The sequence below is a fragment of the Actinocrinis sp. genome, assembly GCF_035605935.1.
Lineage (GTDB): Bacteria > Actinomycetota > Actinomycetes > Streptomycetales > Catenulisporaceae > Actinocrinis.
The window spans coordinates 1-2,183 of sequence record NZ_DATNGK010000037.1 but is presented as its reverse complement, the minus strand read 5'-3'; the positions used below and the strand labels follow the sequence as shown (position 1 = coordinate 2,183).

The following is a 2,183-nucleotide window of genomic DNA, read 5'->3' as shown; positions in this document are numbered from 1 at the left end:
GCCGCTATGGGCCTGCTGGCCGCCGGGGTGCTCCTCCCGTACGTCGGCGGCCTGGGACTGGCGGCCAATCACGAGGCCAGCAAGTTCCTCGACCAGCCGTGCAATCTCGTCGAGACCCCGCCGCCGCAGAAGACGATCCTGTACGCGAGCGACAATCACACGGTAATCGCCGAGCTGTTCCAGGAGGACCGGCAACCGGTCCCGCTCAGCCAGGTGCCGACCTACCTCCAGCAGGCGCTGATCGCCACCGAGGACCGTCGCTTCTACTCACACCACGGTGTCGACATGCGAGGCCTGCTGCGTTCGGCGTTCTCGACCGGGAGCGGCAACACGCAGGGCGGCTCCACGCTCACGATGCAATACGTCAAGCAGGTGCGGTACTACCAGGCCAAGACGGACGCCGAGAAACAGGCGGCGATCGATCAGAACCTCAACCGCAAGATCGAAGACGCCAAGTGCGCGATGGACATCGAGAAGCGCGAATCCAAGGCGCAGATCCTGCAGAACTATTTGAACATCGCGTTCTTCGGCGAGAACTCGTACAGCATTCAGACCGCTGCGCAGACGTTCTTCGGCAAGGACGTCCACGAGCTGACGCTGCCTGAGGCGGCCCTGCTCGTCGGCGCCGTGCGCGCGCCGGCACAGTACGACGCGTTCGATAACCCGGCTGCCGCGCGCCAGCGGCGCAACGAGGTCATCCAGAACATGGCCGACGTCGGCGACATCACTCCCGCTCAGGCCGCGGTGTACAAGGCGACGCCGGTGAAGCTCGCCACGGAGACGGCGCCACCGGTCCGTCGGGGTTGCTTCAACGCCAACCCCGAGATCAAGAACGTGGGCTTCTTCTGCCAGTACGTGACGAATTGGCTGACGTCAACGGGCGGGCTGTCCGACACCGAGCTGAACACCGGCGGCCTGCGGATTGTGACGACCCTCGATAAGGATATTCAAAACGCAGCGCAAACGGGCTTGTGGACCGCCATGTCACCCAGCTCGCCGGCCACCGCGATCTCGCCCCAGGTCGAGCCGAGCTCCGGCAACGTCCTCGCCATGGTCACCAACAAGATCTACGGGCCCACCCCAGACGGCAGGCACTCGTCCGCGAACTTGTTCACGGACGCGAGCGCAAACGCAGCCTCGACTTACAAATACTTCAGCCTGATAGCGGCGTTGAAGGCCGGTGTCGATCCGGACTCGTTCACGCTCCAGACCGCGAATCCCTACCTCGCGACCGGGTGCGGCGCCTCCACGGCGATCCAGAATGACAACGGCAGCATCCCGAGCGTCGACAATCTGCGTGACGCCACCGTCCGGTCGAGCTACACCTACTTCATCGCCCTCGAGGCGAAGCTGTTCCAGGGCTGTGACCTCTCGCCGATTGTGGGTACGGCGCAGAGCCTCGGGATAACGACACTGAACCAGCAGGTGGGGAACGACCCGAGCCAGACGCTTGCTCGCCGGATCATCACCCAGCGCCAGTTCGGCTTCACCATCGGAACATACGCGACCAGCCCCGTGCAGCTGGCAGGAGCGTACGCGACGATCGCCAACGACGGCATGTTCTGCCCGCCCGCCCCGGTGCTGTCGATCAAGGATGAGACCGGCCGGACCTTGCCCGTCCCGCGCAAGCCGTGCGCGCGTCAGATGACGCCCCAGGTGGCCCGCGCGGCCGTGAATGTCCTGATCGGCGACTCGACGGGGGCCGGTACCGCCGCGAGCGCGTATCAGGCCTACTACGGCGCCGGCGGCAGTCAGGTCGCCGGCAAGACCGGCACCCAGAACGCTGCCTCGCCGACCACGGACAACGCCGCGATCTGGTATGTGGGCGTGACGCCCGGCCTCACCGGCGTCATGGCGGTATACAACCCGCAGAGCCCGAGCGGCTCGCTGAAGGGCGTGCCGGGTGCGGCAGATGGCCAAGCGCAGGGCGTCAATGCGGCGGCGTTGTGGTTGGATGCCGTCCAATCGTCGCTGCTCAAGCAACCGTGGCAGTGGCCGGGCGTCAACGATGTCCCTGATTCCATTCCGGTCACCCAAGTGACGAACATGCCGCTCGACCAGGCCACTGCCGCCCTGACCGCGCAGGGCTTCAAAGTCACCAACTTCGGGCAGACCTATCCAGGTGTGCGGTGTGGTTCCGCGGCGCCGTACGACACCGTCGCGTACTACTCACCGAAGGTGGC

1 protein-coding gene is annotated in these 2,183 nt (G+C 65.6%); it reads left to right on the top strand.

Annotated features, from left to right (window positions below):
- Positions 1-2,183, top strand: a 2,183-nt coding sequence (locus VN779_RS02975; protein ID WP_325719861.1) for a penicillin-binding protein, incomplete at both ends; no start/stop codon positions are given.